General features: G+C 67.1%; 9 protein-coding genes. 2 read left to right on the top strand and 7 right to left on the bottom strand.

The window, feature by feature from the left end:
* From A5736_RS27250 to A5736_RS16245, 7 genes are all read right to left on the bottom strand, one after another.
* Window positions 1–6,155 (bottom strand): non-ribosomal peptide synthetase (locus A5736_RS27250; protein ID WP_139333359.1); only part of this gene is annotated, 6,155 nt, incomplete at its 3' end.
* On the bottom strand, window positions 6,142–10,698 hold the full coding sequence (locus A5736_RS27245; protein ID WP_139333358.1) for a non-ribosomal peptide synthetase: 4,557 nt from the start codon (window positions 10,696–10,698) through the stop codon (window positions 6,142–6,144). The genes A5736_RS27245 and A5736_RS27250, both read right to left, overlap by 14 nt.
* Before the next feature lie 21 nt (window positions 10,699–10,719).
* Window positions 10,720–10,947: an MbtH family protein gene (locus A5736_RS16265; RefSeq protein ID WP_076247352.1), complete on the bottom strand. Its 228-nt coding sequence runs from the start codon at window positions 10,945–10,947 to the stop codon at window positions 10,720–10,722.
* 161 nt (window positions 10,948–11,108) lie between these two features.
* Complete coding sequence (locus A5736_RS16260; RefSeq protein WP_076247350.1) at window positions 11,109–12,377, bottom strand: glycosyltransferase; 1,269 nt, start codon at window positions 12,375–12,377, stop codon at window positions 11,109–11,111.
* Window positions 12,374–13,378: an NAD(P)-dependent oxidoreductase gene (locus A5736_RS16255; RefSeq protein WP_076247348.1), complete on the bottom strand. Its 1,005-nt coding sequence runs from the start codon at window positions 13,376–13,378 to the stop codon at window positions 12,374–12,376. Before A5736_RS16255 ends, A5736_RS16260 begins: the two co-directional genes overlap by 4 nt.
* Window positions 13,378–14,760, bottom strand: coding sequence for a nucleotide sugar dehydrogenase (locus A5736_RS16250; protein WP_083667497.1), 1,383 nt, complete (start codon window positions 14,758–14,760; stop codon window positions 13,378–13,380). The genes A5736_RS16255 and A5736_RS16250 overlap by 1 nt, the downstream gene beginning before the upstream one ends.
* 130 nt (window positions 14,761–14,890) lie before the next feature.
* The gene (locus tag A5736_RS16245) at window positions 14,891–16,165 is read right to left on the bottom strand and encodes a glycosyltransferase (protein WP_076247347.1); all 1,275 of its coding nucleotides are present in this window, start codon (window positions 16,163–16,165) and stop codon (window positions 14,891–14,893) included.
* A 130-nt stretch (window positions 16,166–16,295) separates the two neighbouring features.
* Between A5736_RS16245 and A5736_RS16240 the strand changes: the two genes are divergently transcribed.
* Together A5736_RS16240 and A5736_RS16235 are read left to right on the top strand one after the other, a co-directional pair.
* Complete coding sequence (locus A5736_RS16240) at window positions 16,296–17,336, top strand: polysaccharide pyruvyl transferase family protein (protein ID WP_076247345.1); 1,041 nt, start codon at window positions 16,296–16,298, stop codon at window positions 17,334–17,336.
* Between the two features lie 237 nt (window positions 17,337–17,573).
* Window positions 17,574–18,869 carry a hypothetical protein gene (locus A5736_RS16235; RefSeq protein WP_254848384.1) on the top strand — a complete coding sequence of 432 codons (1,296 nt, stop codon included), beginning with the start codon at window positions 17,574–17,576 and terminating at the stop codon, window positions 18,867–18,869.
* Window positions 18,870–18,881: the final 12 nt, after the last annotated feature.

Genomic DNA, 18,881 nt, shown 5'->3' with positions numbered 1-18,881 from the left:
TCCAGCGACTTATTCGCCGCCGCGATCACCCGCATCGCCGAAAGCGAATCCCCACCCAGCTCGAAGAACGAGTCGTCGACACCCACGCGCTCGAGCCCCAATACCTGGGCGTAGATGCCCGCCAGGATCTCCTCCACCGCACCCGACGGGGCGCGATAGTGATCGCCGTCGCGGTATTCCGGTGCGGGCAGGGCGCGCTTGTCGAGTTTGCCGTTCACGGTCAGGGGCAGCGCATCGACGACGACGATCGCGGCCGGCACCATATACGGCGGCAGCTGGTCGGCCAGCTTGGCGCGCAGCCGGGTCGGCTCGACGGCCCCGGTCACGTAACCCACCAGCCGTTTGTCGCCGGGGCGGTCCTCGCGGGCGATCACCGCCGCCTGCTCCACGCCGTCGGCGGCGGCCAGCGCCGCCTGGACTTCACCGAGTTCGATGCGATAGCCGCGGATCTTGACCTGATCGTCGACGCGGCCCAGGTATTGCAACTGCCCGTCGGCGCCCCAGCGCACCAGGTCCCCGGTGCGATACATGCGAGTCCCGGCCCCGCCGAACGGGCACGCCACAAACCGCGACGCCGTCAACCCCGCGCGGCGCACATACCCACACGCCACGCCGCGACCGGCCACATACAACTCCCCGACCACCCCGGCCGGCACCGGCTGCAACCACTCGTCGAGGACAAACGACGCCGCGCCCGGCACCGGCGAGCCGATCGGCGCCACCCCCGACCCCGCGGCCAGCGGCGCACTCATCGCCGCATAGACCGTGGCCTCGGTGGGCCCGTAGGCGTTGATCATCACCCGTCCCGGCGCCCATCGATCGACCAACTCGGTCGGGCAGGCCTCGCCGGCGACGATCAACGCCGTCGAATCCAGACCCTCCGGCGACAACATGCCCACGGCGGACGGGGTTTGGCCTAGGACGCTGACGTTTTCAGCGACCAGCAAGGCGTGGAAGTCCTCCGGCGAGCGCGCCACCGCCTCGGGCACGACCGCCAGGCGCCCGCCGTGCAACAGCGCACCGAAGATCTCCCAGACCGAGACGTCGAAGCTGTAGGAGTGCCACTGCGACCACACCTGTCCCGGTCCCGGCGGTAGGTCCGCGTGCAGCTTTTCCACCAGCTGGGTGACGTTGCGGTGGGTGACCGCCACGCCTTTGGGGACACCCGTCGTGCCCGAGGTGTAGATCAGGTACGCGATATCGTCACTCGCCGGCGCCCGCAAAGCCGTGTCGGGCTGGGCGCGAATCCGCGGGTCGCCGATATCGATGACCGCCACCCCGTGCCCCTGTAGCCGGTCGGCGAACTCCGCGGTGGTGATCGCGGCGGCGGGCGCGGCATCGGCCACCATGAACCCGATCCGGGCCACCGGCAGCGCCGGGTCGATCGGCACATAGGCCGCCCCGGTCTTGAGCACCGCCAAAATTGCCACGATCGCCTCGGCCGACCGGGAAAACAGCAGCGCCACCGACTCCCCCGGGCCCGCGCCGTGGCCGGAAAGCAAGTGCGCCAACCGATTCGACGCCACATCCAACTCGCGATACGTCCACGAGTGTTCGCCGCAACTGAGCGCCGCCGCGTCGGGAGCGCGCGCCACCTGCGCGGCAAACAACTCCGGGATCGACACCGACGACGATTCGCCGGCGCTCAAGACGGACCGGTTGCCGATCTCGTCGAGCCGGGCGCGCTCGCCGGCGTCGAGGAGATTCACCGACGACAACCGGCGCTTCGGGTCGGTGGTCATGGCCACCAACACCCGTCGCAACCGCTCGACTAACCCCTCGATGCTGGCCGCGTCGAACACGTCGGTGCGAAACTCCACGTCCCCGCCGATCCCGGCGGGTTCGCCACTGTCGGTCCAATGTTCGGCCAACGAAAACGTCAAGTCCATGCGGGCGGTGTGGGTGTCCACCGGCAGCGGGGTGATTCGCAGGTCGCCGAGGTTCAGCGTCGCGGGCTCGTCGTGCTGCCAGGCCAACACCACCTGAATCAGCGGGGAATGGGTCAGGCTTCGGCTGGGGTTGAGCCGCTCCACCAGGACCTCGAAGGGCACGTCTTGGTGCTCGTAGGCGGCGAGGCTGCGCTGGCGCACCTGGTCCACCAAGTCGGCGGCGGTGGGATCACCGGCCAGATCGACCCGCAGCACCAACGTGTTGACGAAGAAACCCACCAAGTCGTCCAGCGCGGGATCACGCCGCCCGGCGATCGGGAATCCCACCGCCACATCGCTGCTGGCGCTCAGCTTGGACAGCAGCGCCGCCAGTGCGGCCTGGACAACCATGAAACCGGTCGCGTCGTGCTCGCGCGCCACTCGCGCGATCTGCTGCTGCAGCTCCGCCGGCCAATTCACCGCGACTTTGGCGCCGCGGTAATCGGCGACGGGCGGATAGGGTCGATCGGTGGGAAGCTGCAACCGCTCGGGGAGCCCGGCCAGCGCGTCCTCCCAGTACGCCAGCTGCGCGGCGATGCGACTCTGACCGTCGTCGAAGTCGCCCAGCTGCTGGCGCTGCCACAGCGTGTAGTCGACATACTGCACCGGCAAGGGCGCCCAGTCGGGGGCTTGCCCCATGGATCGGCTGGCATACGCCTGGCCCAGATCACTCACCAGCGGTCGCACCGACAACCCGTCGGCGGCGATGTGATGCACGACGGCCACCAGCACGTGCTCGTCGTCGGCGACGCGGAAAAGCCTTGCCCGCAAAGGAATTTCGGCTCCCAGGTCGAAACCAGAGCGGACCGCCTCGTCGACGGCTCCATTGAGGCGGCTTTCCGGCCAGTCGGTGGCGTCGATGATCTGCCAACCGAAATCGGCCCGTTCGACGGGGGCGATCAGCTGCCGCGGTACTCCGTCGGGCGCCGCGAACAGCGTGCGCAGCGACTCGTGGCGGCCCACCACGTCGGCCAGCGCCGCACCCAGCGCATCGGCGTCGAGGCGCCCACCCAGCCGCAACGCCACGGCCATGTTGTAGACGGGGGACGGACCCTCCAACTGGTCCAGGAACCACAACCGGCTCTGGGCAAACGACAGCGGAATCACCGCCGGCCGCTCCCCGGCCACCAACGGCTCCAAACTGTTCCCCTCCGCGCCGACGCGGGGCGCCAGCTGCGCCACCGCGGGCGCCTCGAACAGATCCCGCACCGAAAGGCCGGCGTCCAAAGACTTGTTGGCCGCGGCGATCACGCGCATCGCCAACAGCGAATCCCCGCCCAAGTCGAAGAACGACTCGTCGACCCCGACCCGGTCCAGCCCCAACACCTGGGCGTAGATCCCGGCCAGCGTCTCCTCGGCGACTGTGGCCGGAGCGCGATAGCGATCGGCGTCCGAGTATTCCGGCGCCGGCAGGGCCCGTTTGTCGAGCTTGCCGTTGACCGTCAACGGCAGCGCGTCCAACACCACCACCGCGGCGGGGACCATGTACTCGGGCAGCCGCTCGGCCAGCCTCGCGCGCGCCGTGGCCGGCTCGACGCTCCCCGTCACGTAGCCCACCAGGCGCTTGTCGCCGGGGCGGTCCTCGCGGGCGATCACCACCGCCTGCTCCACCCCGTCCACACCGGCCAAGGCCGCGCGGACTTCGCCCAGCTCGATGCGGAACCCGCGGATCTTGACCTGCTCATCGGCGCGGCCCAGATACCGCAGCTGCCCGTCGGCGCCCCAGCAGACCAGGTCCCCGGTGCGGTACATGCGTGCCGCGGGTCCGCCGAATGGGCACGCCACGAACCGGGACGCGGTCAAACCGGCCCGGCGCACATACCCGTAGCCGACCCCCGAACCCGCGACGTACAGCTCCCCGACCACGCCCGCGGGCGCCGGCCGCAACCAGCCGTCGAGCACGAAAAAGCCCAGATTGGCCAGGGGCACACCGATCGGGCTGACGTTGCCGTCGACGTCGTCGCCGACGATCTCGCGGAACGAGGCATGCACGGTCGTCTCGGTGGTGCCATACATGTTGATCAGCCGCGGCAACCCTTGGTGGTTGCCCCGCCATGCCCGAAGACGTTGTGGTTCAAGGGCTTCCCCGGCGAACACCACCGCCTCGAGGCTCAGCTGTCGGCCGAGCTCGGGCGCCAGCGCCTCGGCGGTTTGCAGCGCGTAAAACGCCGACGGGGTCTGGCTCAACACGCTGACCCGTTCGGCGGCCAGCAGGGCGAGGAAGTCTTCGGGTGAGCGCGCCACCGACTCGGGCACCACCACCAGCCGACCGCCATGCAGCAGCGCACCCCACATCTCCCACACCGAGACGTCGAATGCCAACGAATGCCACTGCGACCAAACCCGTTCCGCCATCTCGAGGCGATCGCGCGCGGCGTCCAGCAATTCGGTCACGTTGCGGTGGGATATGGCGACCCCCTTGGGGACGCCGGTCGTTCCCGACGTGTAGATCAGGTAGGCGACGTCCTCGGCGTCCGGCGCCGGCAACGCCGTGGCGGGTTGGGAGCGAATCCGCGGGTCGTCGAGATCGACGACCGGTAGACCGGACCCGGCCAGCCGCTCGGCCAGCTCGCCGGTGGTGATGGCGACGGCGGGCGCGGCATCACCGAGTACGAACTCCATCCGCGCCGCCGGCACCGCCGGGTCGATCGGCACGTACGCCGCACCGGTTTTCAGCACCGCCAGGATCGCCACGATCGCCTCCGCCGACCGCGACGACAGCAGCGCGACCCGCTCACCCGGACCGGCGCCCTGGCCGATCAGCAAGCGCGCCAACCGATTCGACGCCTCGTCCAGTTCGCGGTATGTCATGCCGCGGCCATCGAAGGTCAGCGCCACCGCCTCCGGGGCGCGGGCCGCCTGCGCGGCAAACAGCGCCGGGATCGACTCCGTGGACTTCGCCGGTCCGGTCAACACCCCGCGGTTGGCCCACGCATCGAGGCGGGCCCGCTCCGGCTCGTCGAGCAGATCCGTCGACGACAACCGCCGCGCCGGGTCGGTCGTCATCGTCGCAAGGATCCGCTGCAGCCGCTCGATCAGTGTGTCGATGGTGGACGCGTCGAACACGTCGGTGTCGAATTCGACGCGTAAGCGCAACTCGCTGCCGGGCGACACTTGCACCGCGAGCGGGTAGTGGTTGTATTCGTGGTTGGTGAACTCGGTTACCGCCAACCCGTCGACGCCCAGCAGTCCATCGGTATCGAGCGGGTAATTCTCGAACGCGAACAACGTGTCGAACAGCTGGTCGTGACCCGTGGCGCGGTGGATCTCGCGCAGCGCCAGATGCTGGTGGTCAAGCGTATTGCCGTGCGTGGTTCGCAGCTGCTCCAGTAGGTCCGCGGTGGTGGTCGCTGCCGTGATGCGAGCGCGCATCGGCACCGTGTTGATCAGCAGCCCCACCATCGAGTCCGCCCCGAGTACGTCGGGCGGCCGACCCGAGACGGTGATACCGAACGCGACGTCGTGCCGGCCCGTCAGCAGGGTCAGCAGCTGCGCCCACGCGCCCTGTAGCACGACGTTGGCCGTGGTGTGGCAGGAGCGCGCCAACTCACCGATGGCCTTGGTGGTCTCCTCGGCGACCCGAAACGACGCGACGCTTCGCCGCCCGAGCCGCAACGGGTTAGGGCCGCCCACGAGTGTCGGCGTATCGAAACCGGCGAACGCCTCCCGCCACGCCGCGTGGGCGGACGCGAAGTCTTGATCGGCCAGCCAGGTGACGAACCGGCGATAGGGCGCGGCCGCGGGCAGCCGCTGTCGGTGATAGCTGGCGAAGATTTCCTGCAGCACGATCGGCAGTGACCAGCCGTCGACCACGATGTGGTGAAAGGTCAGCACAAAGCGGTGCCGGTCGGCCGCGGTGCGGATTAAGGCGGCCCGAAAGGGCAGTTCGGTACCGAGTTCGCAGACCGAGGCGCGTTCGACGGCGCACAGCCGCTCGATGTCATCGCCGTCATCGCCGTCGAGCTCCACATAGCGCCACGGCACCTCCGGATCAGCCGGGATGATCTGCACCGGCTGGTCGAACTGTTCGCTGAATCGGGCCGCGAGGTTGGGATGCCGGTTGGCCATTGCCTGCACCGCATCGCGCAGGCGATGCGGGTCAAGCGGGCCGGTAACGGTGATATCCAGTTGCACCGCATACAGATCGTCGCTACCTAGCGCAGTGCTGGCGTGAAATAGCAGCCCCTGTTGCAGCGGGGTCAGCGGCAGGACGTCAGCAATCCGCATATTGTCGCTGGAGCTCGTCGATCTGCTGCTGGCTAAGACCGGCAAGTGCGATGTCAGACGGCGTCAGCCCACCCCCACCGCTGCGCACGTGCGCGCAGATGCCGGCCAGGGCCTCGAACCACAACCGGCTCAGCCGGCTGATTTGCGCGCGGTTCAGCGCCGACGGTGCCCAGGTCCAGTTGGCGTGCAGGCGCGGGCCGGCCTCGGTGTCCACGGTGCCGGCATTGAGGTCCAGCGTGTGCATCAGCGGCGTCGGCACCGCGGCCGCTGCGGAGGTCAGCGACCAGTCTTCCTGGCTGAGCTGCCACAGATCGCCCGATGCCTGGGACGCGGGGGCGCCCAGCCGACCGAGATAGTTGAACCCGACCGGCGGGTCCGACTCGGCCAGGTCGACATCGTTGTTGAGGTAGCGCAGCAGCCCGTAGGTCACACCGTCCGGGACGGCCCGGAGCTGCTCTTTCGCGTCCTTGAGCACCGCACCAAGCGCGGCTTCACCGGCTCCCACCTGCTCCCAGGACAGCCCGCCGACGGCCAGGGAGACCGGGTATTTGGTGGTAAACCATCCGACCGTGCGCGACAGGTCCACATCGGCGGCCAGCTCCTCGTGACGCCCGTGTCCCTCGACATCGACTCCGATCGGGGCGCTGCCGGTGCCCAAGAACTCCGCCAGCGCCAGCCCGAACGCAATCAACAAAATGTCCTGCACGCCGGCGTGGAAGGCCGCCGGTACCTCGCCGAGCAGCATCCGGGTCGTCTCGACATCCAGCTCCGCCGACAACACTCCCGCAGTCGCATACGTATCCACCGCCGGTTGCACCGCCGGCAACGCGCTATGCATCGCGGCCAACTGGCGCCACGTCTCGGCCTGGTCCATCACGTCGGCGGCGTGCGCCTGTCCGGCCAGTAGCTTCGCCCACCGGGCAAACGACGTCCCGCCGGCCGGCAACGCCACTGGCTGCCCGCTGTGACGCTGGGCCCACGCAATGTTGATGTCCTCCAACAGGATTCGCCAGGACACCCCGTCGACGGCCAGATGGTGACAAATCAACGCCAACTGGCCGGTGGAGGCTGCCCACACAGCGCTCAGCATCACGCCGGCCGCGGGGTCCAGCCGCGACCGCGCCTGGGCCAGCGCCTCCTCGGACAACACATCGACGGTGCGCACGCACTCACGCGCATCCACCGATCCAACCTCGGGCACCGTCAAGGACCAGCCCCGGGCGCCGCCGTCGACGCGCAGGCGCAACATGGCATGCCGATCCAGCAAGGCCTGCAGCACGACCACGACGTCGGCCTCGATCACCCCGGCGGGGGCATGCACCACCACCGTCTGGTTGAACTGGTCGACGGGACCGTCGACGCTTTCCAGCCAGCGGATGATCGGGGTGGATACCACCGGTCCGAGACCCTCATCGACCCGGCCGCCCGCATCGTTGGCCATATCGGCCACCCGGGCCAGCCGGGCCACGGTCTGCTCGACGAAGATGTCGCGCGGCCGGCACACCACACCGGCCGCTCGGGCCCGGGCCACCACCTGCATCGACAGGATGCTGTCGCCGCCGAGCTCGAAGAACGAGTCGTCGACGCCGACCCGCTCCAGTCCGAGGACCTGGGCGTAGATGCCGGCCAGGAGCTCCTCGACCGCGCTGTCGGGGGCGCGATAACCGTCGGCGTCGTGATACTCCGGTGCCGGCAAGGCACGTTTGTCGAGCTTGCCGTTGACCGTCAGCGGCAGCGCCTGCAACGCGACCACCGCCGCCGGCACCATGTAGTCGGGGAGCCGCTCGGCCAGCGTCGCGCGCGCGGCGGCCGGGTCGGCGCTGCCGGTCACATACCCCACCAGGCGCTTGTGCCCGGAGTGATCCTCGTGGGCGATGACCACCGCCTGCTGCACCCCGTCCACGCCGGCCAGCGCCGCTTCGACCTCGGCGAGTTCGATGCGGAACCCGCGGATCTTGACCTGCTCGTCGGCCCGCCCGAGATACTGCAGCTGCCCGTCGGCGCCCCAGCAGACCAGGTCCCCGGTGCGATACATCCGCGCGCCCGGCCCGCCGAAGGGGCAGGCCACAAACCGCGACGCCGTCAAACCCGCCCGGCGCAGGTAACCGTGCCCAGTTCCACGGCCGGCGACATACAGCTCACCGACCACACCGGCGGGCACCGGCCGCAACCACCCGTCCAGCACGAAGAAGCCGAGGTGCTCCAGCGGCCCCCCGACGGGACTGGCCGTGCTGCCGACGTCGCTGCGAACGATCTCGCGGAACGAGGCATGCACCGTGGTCTCGGTGGTGCCGTACATGTTGATCAGCCGCGGCAAGCCCTGGTGGTTGTCCAGCCAGGTCCGAAGACGTTGTGGTTCAAGCGCTTCGCCGGCGAATATCACCGTTTGGAGCTTCAGCTGATCGCCCAGCTCGGGCGACAGCGCGTCGGCGGTTTGCAGCGCGTAAAACGCCGACGGGGTCTGACTCAACACGCTGACCTGTTCGGCAACCAGCAAGGCGTGGAAGTCTTCCGGGGAGCGCGCCACCGACTCGGGCACCACCACCAGCCGACCACCGTGCAGCAGCGCACCCCAGATCTCACAGACCGAGACGTCGAAGGCCAACGAATGCCACTGCGACCAGACCTGGCCCACCAGCCCCAGGTTGTCGTCGAGCGAAGCCATCAGCTGCGTCACGTTGTGGTGAGTGATGGCAACGCCTTTGGGGACACCGGTGGTGCCCGAGGTGTAGATCAGGTAGGCGACGTCCTCGGCGTCCGGGGCGGGCAAGCCCGTGCTGGGCTGGGTCGCGATCCGGGGGTCGTCAACGTAGATGATCGGTACGTCGCAGTGCTGCAGCCGGTCGGCCAGTCCTGCGGTGGTGAGCGCGGCGATCGGCATGGCGTCGTCGACCATGAATTCGGTGCGGGCCGCCGGGACCGCCGGATCGATCGGCACATACGCCGCCCCGGTCTTCAACACCGCCAAGATCGACACGATCGCCTCGGCCGACCGCGACAGCAGCAACGCCACCCGCTCGCCCGGGCCCACCCCCTGGCCGGCCAGCAAGTGCGCCAACCGGTTCGACGCCTCATCGAGCTCGCGATACGTCATGCCGCGGCCCTCATAGGTCACGGCCACCGCGTCGGCGGCGCGCGCGACCTGCGCGGTGAACAAACCTGGAATCGACACCGACGCCGTCGGCTCGGTCAGCACCGACCGGTTGCCCCAATCATCGATGCGGGCCTGCTCAGACTCGCCGAGCAGATCCATCGACGACAGCCACCGGCCGGGATCGGCGGTCATCGCCGCAAACACCCGCTCCAGCCGCCGTGCCAAGTCGTGCACATCGCAGTTCGCAAACAACTGGCCAGCGCCGGGGGTGCTGAGATAAAGCTTTTCCTCGTCCCGGAAAAAGACCAGCCGGAACTGATCCCCCAAACCGTCGTGGGTCAGCGTCGCCGTCACGGCGGAACCGGCGAGATCCGTCAGGTGCGTCGTCGGAATGAAATTGACGGCGATCCGGTTCGATGCCTGCCCGGAGGCGCGATAACGCGCGGTGTTCTCGATCGCGTGCACCGGGAACCGTTGGTGCCGAACCGTTTCGCGGATCCGCGTGTCGACATGCTCACAAAACTCGGCGACCGTCGACCCCGGCGACGCCGTCAACACCAATGGGACGACGCCGGACGCCATCCCGGGCACCAACTTGACCTCGGAATCCACCCGCCTGCTGACCGGAAAGTCGAACACGACCTCCGAACCCTCGATGTCGCAGCCACGCACCAGCAGCGCGCAGGCCGCGGTCAGCACCGACGATCGGCGCATCCCCAACGCCCGCGCCAGCTCGTCCATCTTGGCCACCGCGGCCGGGTCCAGTTGAACGGGAACGGAAAACGCATCCCAATCGCGCCCGTTCGCGGCGGCGGCCAGCCGATAACGTGGTTCGTTTTCCGGCCGCAGGCTCGCGCTCCAATAGGCCTGATCGTTGATGTAGTCGCTGGACGCTTCGTACTCGAGCTCGTTGTCGATGAGATCGGTCAGCGACCCGAAAAACGCGGGCGGAACGGACGCGCCGGATGCAATAGCGCTGTAGACCGTGGCGACGCGATGCAGAACGAGTGCCAGGCCCACGCCGTCGGTCACGATGTGGTGGCAGCAGACGAAGAAATAGAACTCATCGATGCGGGTCTGCATCAACGCGAATTTGAACAGCGGACCGCTCAGCGGCATCACCGTGCGCTGAATCGACGACGCCAGCCGATAGGCGTCACGCTCGGGATCCTGCGAGCCCATCAGGTCATAGCGCGCCAGCTCCACGTGCGGGTCGTCCACGATCTTCTGGAAAACCTGGCCGTCCTGCTGGAAAAACGACGCCCGCAGCGGTTCGGCCTCGCTGACCGCCTGTCGGATCGCCGACTCGAACAAATCAGGGTCGATCGGGCCCGCGATTCGCACGAACACGCCCAATTGCCACCTGGCGCCGAAAACACCGGTCTCCTCGGCCAGCCAGATATCCAACTGTCCCCGTGTCAGCGGAAGTGCCCGCTCATGAAGTTCCATAGATCCCCCAAGCCCCACGGTTTACTTGTTGGCCTGAACCGCTGCCAGCCTCTCGCGCAGACTCCTCGGCCGGATATCGGTCCAGTTCTGCTCGATGTAGTCCAGACATGCAGCGCGCTCGGCCTCGCCGTAAACCACCCGCCAGCCAGCAGGAACATCGGCGAACGCCGGCCACAGACTGTGCTGCTCCTCGTCGTTGACCAACACGAGGAAGCTGCCACCGTCGTCGTCGAACGGATTGCCGCTCACCGCTGCTCCAAACCCTCCAGTCGAAAAGGAAACCCCTCACAAACGGTAGTGGAGGCCTACAGGGCCTGTACGCGCTTTCGGAAAAGTCCCTGATGTGACCTGCTGTTACTTCCGACACAGCTCAGGGGCCATCGCCTGGCCCGAGTTTTCGCCTCCGTCGATCAGCCGACACGCCGCGCGCGGGCGAAATCTTCGAGCAGATCGGCGGCGGCGATCACGCTCTCGGCGGGCTTGCTCATTTGCGTCGCGATCTCGCGGGCCCGCGCGGCGTAGGCGGGCTCGAGGATGGTTCGCAGGTCCGCGACCAGCGACTCCCGCGTCGTGCCCGAAAAGCGCCTGGCGGTGCCCACTTTCAACCGCTTCACCCGCACCCCCCAAAGCGTCTGATCGAGGTCCGTCGAGAGGATCAGCGTGGGGACCCCGGCGCGCAGCCCGATGGCCGTGGTACCCGCGCCGCCATGGTGCACGAGCGCGCGGCAAGCCGGGAAGATCGCGGCGACGTTGACGGCGCCCACCGCCTTGACATGTTCAAATCGCGGGACGTCGCTGAAGTCACTCCAGCCGGCAACTACCAGCGCCCGCTCGCCCAATTCCGCGCAGGCCGCGGCGATCATGGCGACCGTGTCGGCCGGAGAATCGACCGGCATGCTGCCGAACCCGAAGAAGATCGGCGGCGTCCCGGCGGCGATCCACGAAGCGACCTCCTCGTCGGCATCGGTCGGCACCTCCATCGTCACCGCTCCGACGAAGGGCCGCAGCCCATCCCATTCCGCCCATTCGGCCGCCAGCCCCGGAAAGCACACTTCGTCGTAGGCCTGGATTTCCAGCGATCCGCGTTCGGCAATCCGCCGCGCCGACGGCGCCGTGGCCGCGGGCAGCCCCAGTTCACGCCGCTGCGCATCGTCGAGCTTCTTCTCCGCGCGCCAGCCGACCCAGTCGTAGACCCGCATCGCCAAGCGCCGCAATGGCGCCGGCAGGAAGGACAGCAGCTGACCGTTGGGCCGCACCGGGAAGTAGTGCAACGTTGCCAACGGAATGCCGTGATGCTCCGCGACATTGGCGGCGAGCTCCTGGTAGACCAGGCCGGTGAAGAGCAGGTCGGCACCCTCGGCCAGCGACGTCAGCGTCGCGTTCATCTCCCCCAGGGCCTGGGTCCTGGGCTCCCACACGTCCCGCCACAACCGGCGCAGCTCCCCGATCCGCCAGAAGTTGCCGAAGAAATGCGTCCAGAACTTGCGGTGCGCCTCCAGCCAGGCCTGCCTGTCCAGGCCGTAGGCGACCGCCGGAAGCCCAATCGACTCGACGAAGCCAACCAGGTCGGGCGGAACCGCCAGGCGCACCTCGTGCCCCCGGCGCAGCAACTCACGGCCGATGGCGGCGCTGGGTTCGATGTCGCCGCGACTTCCCCAGCTCGCCAGCACAAACCTCATCGCGGCCGATCCCCTGCGGGTTCTTCGAGATACCACGGGTTGGCCCGCGCCCATTCGATGGTGCGACGGATCCCCTCCTCGACGTCGACCTGGAGCCGCCAGCCGAGCTCCCGCTGTGCCTTGGTCGAGTCCGGAATGCGGCGGGGGATGTCCTCATAGCGATCCCCGTAGCGCGCCGCGGTGTCAACAGCTTCCGCCGCGGACACCGAGTCGACGTTCGCGATCTTGATCGCCAGACCGACAACGTCGCGCATGGTCGTCTCGGTCATGCTGCCGATGTTGAAGGCCTCACCGATTGCCGCGTCGCTGTCGGCCGCCAGCAAGGTGCCGGCGATGGCGTCGTCGACGTAGGTGAAGCAACGTGTCTGGTCGCCCGAGTCGTACAGCAAAGGGGGGCGGCCGTTGAGGATCCGGTGAATGCTCTGAGAAATCACGAAGATTGGGTTCTGCCGTGGGCCGTAGACGTTGAAGTAGCGAACTACCGTCGCGGGCAATCCGTGGGCCGTGTGCATCGCGAAAACGAGATGTTCGGCCATGGCCTTGCTGGTGCTGTAGCTCCACCGCGCGGTTTTTGTCGAACCGAGGACGCGATCGTCGTCCTCGGCGAACGGCGGGTCCGGGTTCTTCCCGAACACCTCCGATGTGCTGGCGAACAGCACGTGCGTCCCGTGCCGATGGCTCAGCTCGAGGACGTTGCGGGTGCCGGTCACGTTGACGTCGAGAACCCGCAGCGGATCCTTGACGTAGTTCTTGACGCCGACGACCGCGGCCAGGTGAAAGACCGTGTCGACGCCGGGCGTCAGGGCGGTTTCCAGCGCATCGATATCGGTGACGTCGCCCTGGACGAAGCGGAAGTTGGGGTGCCGGTCGAAGTCGATGCTGCTGTCGCGGGTGTTCTTCGCGAAATCGAAAACGGTGACCGAGTCCCCGCGCTCCAGCAGGGCGGAGACCAGGTGCGATCCGATGAAGCCGTAGCCGCCCGTCACGACGACGTTGGGCATTATCGGCCGATCCCCTTGTAGATCAGCCCGGCGGCGCGCACCGCCGCGGGGTCGAAGCTGTTCCGGCCATCGAGGAACACACAGCTGGGCGCCGCCAGCTCCGCGAGCCGCGCCAGCGGGATCTGGTGGAACTGTCGGTGGCCCGCCAGGACAACCAAGGCGTCGGCATTCTCGACCGCCGATTCGATGTCGGCGGTCAGGGGGATCTGCGTGACCGTGCGGGCCTCCTCTTCCGGCACCCACGGATCATGGACCGAAAGCTGGCAGCCGGACTCCTCGAGCAGGGCGACGACGTACTTGGTGGGCGTGAGCCGGCAGTCGCCGGTGTTGTTCTTGAAGGCGATGCCCAGCACCGCGATCTTGCTGGTCTCGATCGACTTGCCCTGGTCGGCGAGCAGTTGCGTGAGCAGCCCGTAGGTGTAGCCGGGCATCGTGTCGTTGACGGTCCTCGACGTCCGCGGTATCGCCAGCTCCAGCCCGAGGGATTGGCCCAGATGGCTGACGAACCAGGGGTCCTTCGTCAAGCAGTAGCCACCGACGCCCATGCTCGGCATCAGGATGTTGACGTTGTGGTTGACCTTCGGCATGGAGTTGGCCGCGTCGATGACCTGCAGTACGTCCATCCCGAGCCGGTCGCATACCTTGGCCAGCTCGTTCGCGAGCGCCACGTTGAGGTCGATCCACACGTTGTCGGCGAGCTTGACCATCTCGGCGGTTCGCGGGTCGTCGACGACGATGGAGTCCATTCCCAGGGTGTGCCGCCACAGCGTTGAGCAGGCGCGCGCGCTGCGCTCATCGACGGCGCCGACGACGATCGGGATCGACGTCAGCTCGCGGATGGCCTGGCCCTCGGCGAGCCGTTCGGGGCAAAACGCCAACCCGAAGTCGACGCCGGCGCGCAGGCCCGAGGCTTCTTCGAGGATCGGCTGGAACAGCTTTTCGGTGGTGTCGGGCGGAACCGTGCTCTTGAGGATGACGACGTGGCCGGGACGCAGGTGCTCCGCCACGGCCCGCGCCGCTGCCTTGATGTCGTCCACGATTGGCTCGAAGTCCGGACCAAGCGGCGTCCCGACGGTCACGATGATGAAGTCGTTGTCCGCGAGCGCGCCGAAATCGGTCGTGGCGCGCAGCCGGCCGACTCGTACGTTGTTGGAGACGAGCTCGTTGAGCCCCGGCTCGGGCACCGTGGTCTTGCCGAGGTTGATCTCGTCGACGACGCTCTGCCGCACGTCGATCCCGGTCACGGGCCAGCCGCGGTCGGCCAGCACGGCGCCGATCACCGTGCCGATGTAGCCGAAGCCCACGATGGCGATCCCGGATCGCATGCCGCGGACCAGGAGGTCGATCTCGGCGTCGCTACGGCCAAACACGCGTTCAGGCATCGCGGATCCTAATTCTTCGCCTCCAAGCGCGTGTTCTGCGAAATAAAAGCCGGGGCTTCAGGTCCCGGCTCACCCGTCCGGCAGTCTAATCCACGACCCACGCTACAAGCCTGGAATCGAAAAGCTTCGATCAGCCAACACCCTTGCGGCGAGCGAAATTCTCCACGAGATCCGCGGTGGCTGCGGCGCTTTGTGCGGGGCTGGTCATCCTCGTGGCGATCTCGCGGGCCCGCGCGGCATATTGCGGGGCGAGGATGGTGCGCAGGTCCGCGACGAGCGACTCCCGGGTAGTGCTCGAAAAGCGCCGCGCGGTACCCACTTTCAGTCGTTTGAGCTGATCTCCATAGATCGCGTGAACGAGGTCCCAGTACAGGATCAGCTGCGGGACTCCGGCGCGCAGGCCAATGGGCGTGGTGCTCGAGCCACCGTGGTGGACAAGCGCACGACAGGCGGGAAAAATGGCCGCGAAATTCATCGCACCCACGAGCTTGACGTGGTCGAAATGGGGGACGTCGCTGAAGTCGCTCCAGCCGGCACCAACCAGCGCCCGCTCCCCCAGCTGCGCGCACGCGTCGGCGATCATCGCCAGCGTGTCAGCCGGGGATTCCACCGGCATGCTGCCGAACCCGAAGTAAATCGGCGGAGTTCCCGCGGCGATCCACGATGCGACCTCCTCGTCGGCATCGGTCGCCAGCTCCATCGTCAGCGTGCCGACGAAGGGCCGCAGGCCGTCCCATTTCGCCCATTCGGCGGCCAGCCCCGGAAAGCACACTTCGTCGTAGGCCTGGATTTCCAGCGATCCGCGTTCAGCGATCCGTCGCGTCGCGGGGCCTTTGGCCTTCGGTAGGCCGAGTTCACGACGCTGTGCGTCCTCGGCCTTCTTCCAAATGCGCCATCCCAACCACTCGTACACGGTCATCGCAAGGCGGACCAGCGGTGGCGGCAAGCGTGTGGGAAAGGCGATCTGACCATTGGTCCGCAGCGGGAAGTAATGCAGTGTGGCCAGCGGAATGCCGTGGTACTCCGCGACATTGGCGGCGACTTCCTCGTAAACCAGTCCGGTGAAGAGCAGGTCGGCGCCGTCGGCCAGCGCCGTCAGCGTCTTGCTCATCTCCCCCATGCATTCGCTGCGGTGCCCCCAAACCTCGCGCCACAACCGGCGCAGCTCACCGATCCGCCAAAAATTGCGGTAGAACTGCGTCCATAAGTTGCGGTGCGCGTCCAGCATCGCCTGCGTCTCCGGCCCATAGGCGACCGCCGAAAGCCCGGCCGACTCCGCGAAGCCGACTAGTTCGGGCGGGACCGCCATGCGCACCTCGTGGCCCCTGCGGAGCAACTCGCGGCCGGCGGCGGCGGAGGGCTCGACATCGCCGCGAGTTCCGTAGCAGGCCAGCACAAATTTCATCGCGAGTCCTAGCCTTCCACTAGCCTGCTCGTTCCGCGAAATAGGAACGGGAGGCTCCGCCCCTGCCGCGGCCGCCCGGCAGTTTAATCCGCTATCCCGCGTATGGTGCTGCCATGGGCGGGAACATGAGGTGACGGACATCGCGGATCCGCTGGTCGCTTACCTCGGCTGGCACCGGAGGGGCAACCTCGGCGATGACGCAATCTACGACGCTGTCCGATCGCAGCTTCCCGGAGCGACGTTCGTCGATCTGCCGCTTTTTCGACACGAGGCGGTATATGCAGCCGCAACAGGTTTGACTCGGTCGCTGCGGCGCAGCCCATATGCGGCACAAGTCGTGGGTGGCGGAACCCTCGTTGGACGGCGCGTGTGGAGGCGATGGGTCACTCGCGGGATCGCGCTCACAAATAAGGGGAGCTATGCGATTGGTGTCGGGGTTGAGGAACCCGTCTGGACACCGTTCGGCTCGGGTAAGGACGAGCTAAAGCGATGGGCACCAATACTTTCACAGTTTCACAGTGTGTCCGTGCGTGGACCTCGTAGCGCTGAACTCCTGGCCGAAGTCGGGCTGAATGTCGAGGTATCCGGCGACCCGGCACTTCTGCTCCCGCTGCCCGATGTAGTTCCAGAAGACGGCTTGATTGGGCTGAACGTCGGCTTCGGCGACGGCGTGATTTGGGGACATCGAGCGAAGGTGGCTGAGGAGATGTCGATCGCCGTGAACCAACTGTCGTCACAAGGCTATCGGTTTGTCGGGATACTCATGAACCCGAAAGACAAGCGATGGACCGAGATGGCGTTGCAGCATACGGCCGCAGACATTGTGCTTCCGGTCGACACGGGCGCCGCGGCGCGCGAGTTTGCTCGCTGTTCGGTAGCCATTGTCAGCCGGCTCCACGCGGGAATCTTGGCATCCCTTTCCAACACCCCAACAATCTCACTGGAGTATCAACCGAAGTGCAGGGACTTCGCGCTGTCCATTGATAGCGCAGATTTGCTCATCCGCACCGACAAGCTGAGTGCTTCCGAGGTAGTCGACAGGGTAGGCGACGCGATCGCGGACTCGCCGAATATCAGGACCAGGACAAGTGCTGCCGTCATACATCTCCGGCAGCGGCTCGACAGCGAGTTCGCTACTCTTCGACGCCAACTGGGCCTCGATGGCGTATGAGTCGCATGCCCTCTACGGACGTCGGGCGGCTTTCGTCATCTGATACTTGGTCGGTGAGTTGGACCGATATATTCCGAGTGGCGCGCGGTTGCGGTACCACGGGAGGGTGAAATGGGCGTTCTCAGAGATAGGGCGAGACGTACGGCGCCGGCGGCCAACCTACTCGATCTGCTCGATCAGACCACGTTCGACCTTGATCGAGTGACGGGCTTTACTACCGTGCTGCAGTGTTTTTGGGTGTATGACCGCCCAGTTGACATCGACGGCCTGCGGCAGTTTCATCACCACCTTCAGCGGGGACGCTTATCCCGCTGCATCGAACGGTCGCCATTGCGGTTCGGCCGGCACCGCTGGATTGCATGCGACGGGTCGTCCGATCTGGAGATCGCCACGTCGGCCCGGCCGCGTGAAGAATTCGACGCCTGGCTCAACGAGCAGGCTAACGCCCCGCTAAATTGCGAGCACGGACCCGGATGGCACCTTGCGATGGTCCCGTTCACCGATGGCGGCGCCGGGGTCAGCTTCGTCATCCCGCATTGCCTCGCCGACGGCGTCGGGTTGTGCGAGGCGCTGGCGGACGCGACCTGTGGCGGCGAGGATCCGATGAGCTGGCCAACCGCCGCGTCGCGCCGCCGGTGGCAGGCCTTGCGCGAGGACATCCGCCAAACCGCACGCGACATTCCCGCTATCGGTCGTGGGGTCGCCGCGGCCGTACGGATGGCCCGGCGTAGCCGCAGTCGTCCCGGTGCTGCGACTCCGTTGCCTGCCCTGCCCTCCGGCGCCGACGAACCAATCATGCTTCCGTCGGCAACGGTGTTCGTCGACGCCAGTGAGTGGGAAGCGCGCGCACAATCGCTTGGGGGGACCACCAATTCGCTGCTTGTGGGATTGGCGGGCCGCCTCGCCCAGCGACTGGGTCGGGTCGCCGCAGATGGCTCGGCCTTGGTGGGCATACCAGTCAATGAGCGCGTCGCCGACGACACCCGCGCGAACGCGTACAGCGTTTGCGCTATCACGGTCGACCCAGTCCCGGCGAGCACGGATCTGCGTCCGATCCGGGGCGCCATCAAACAAGCGCTGACTTGTGATCAGGAGAAGCGCGACGATTGGCGTGCGGCGATGTCTGTTGCTCCTCTGATGGGCCTACTGCCCAAGCGGCTCCTCTCGAGGGGTAGTGGCGCGGGGATCGCCATCAACTCATCCAGCCTCGGCGTGGTCAACCCGGCCGCCAACCGCCCGGATGGCACCCACGCCGACTATTTCGCCATGAGAATCCAATATCCGGGCATGACCAGGGGGATGGTGCACCGGTTTGGCGGAGTGCAGTGGTTCGTCTCCGGAAGAGCGCACGGCCATATCTTTGTCGCGGCGACGGCCTATCAGCCGGGTCGTCTCGACTCGAATGACGGCTTGCGACAAGAGCTTTTGGGTGCCATGGACGACTTCTCGCTCACCGGCATTCATCTCGGAGCGCCCCCGAATTGCGTCCCATCGGAAGAATCGCTACATCAAATCAACGATGCGACCGCATGACGGCCGTGCTTT

Source organism: Mycobacterium sp. SP-6446 (assembly GCF_001954045.1).
In the GTDB taxonomy this organism is placed as follows: domain Bacteria; phylum Actinomycetota; class Actinomycetes; order Mycobacteriales; family Mycobacteriaceae; genus Mycobacterium.
This window is presented reverse-complemented; position numbering and strand designations above follow the sequence as displayed.